Source organism: Nostoc sp. UCD121, from assembly GCF_014222285.1.
Taxonomy (GTDB): Bacteria; Cyanobacteriota; Cyanobacteriia; order Cyanobacteriales; family Nostocaceae; genus Nostoc.
The window spans coordinates 1-979 of record NZ_JACKZS010000487.1; the positions used below are offsets into that span (position 1 = coordinate 1).

General features: G+C 39.8%; 1 protein-coding gene. It reads left to right on the forward strand.

Going from position 1 to position 979, the window contains the following annotated elements:
* Positions 1–356: hypothetical protein (locus tag GNF10_RS37095; RefSeq protein WP_185607507.1), on the forward strand; the 356-nt coding region annotated here is incomplete at its 5' end.
* Positions 357–979 lie beyond the last annotated feature (623 nt).

Consider the following 979-nt stretch of genomic DNA (forward strand, 5'->3'; position numbering starts at 1 on the left):
AGGCACAGCGTAAGATGGCTGATATCTTGGTGGCTGCTTTCTTGCCAGTGGCGCGATATTCGAGCGGTAATTTTACAAGAGAGCAGATCCGTTTTGCTTGTTGGGAAGCGCAGGACTCGTTGAATAAACACGGTAGTTATATGCGTTTTGCTCTAGGTGTGGAACAACCGCAGTTTGTGGCATCACAGCCAGCGTTGGCTGCACCAGTTGTAGCTGTCAATGCCCCAAGCTACAAGAGTAATGCTTTATCCGAGCCTGATCTCCTGGGGGAAGCGGCTGATTCAATCAGACCTGCTTCAATAGTTCAAGGTCAGGCTTCGTCGCAAGAATTGGATGCGATTTTTGGAGGAGATTGAGCGAAGAATATTTGAACGATAAGCCGCCGCAGTTGTAGCTGTTAACTGTTAGGCGGCTTCTGTCGTGCTTATGTAGTTTGTTGGTAGTCTTTTTTGATGGCTGTTGCTTCGGCTTCTGCTTTTCATTTTTGACCCTCAAAAACTTTCCGCCAAATATGGCGTACTGTGCGTCAGAAAAAGATGGATTACAGAGCTTAAAAGCTTTTAAGCGAATTTCAGGGTAATTTACCAATTATTGGGAGCAAATGGGAGACTTCTTATAAGTATTGGGAACTGTTCGGATTTATTGGGAATTTTTGAGCTAATGAGAATTTTGTGAGTGGATGATTTAAAAGGTGTAAAAAGGTAAGAAAAAATTGGAGAATTGGGAGATATTGTCTAGATATTGGAAGATGTTGAATGTAGTTGGTAAGAATTGGGAAAATGGATGTTTTTTCGAGATATTCAATCCAATGCACGAATTTAGTCAAATCAATTAACTAGTCCTAAAACTGTAATATTTCTTGAAAAATAAGTCAATAATCAGGGTTTGGGCGGTTAATCTTAAGAGTAATTATCAATTAGATAGACAAAAAAAGGGTCAAAAACAGGGGTAAATTTTTTTTGTGGATTTTGTTTTTTAA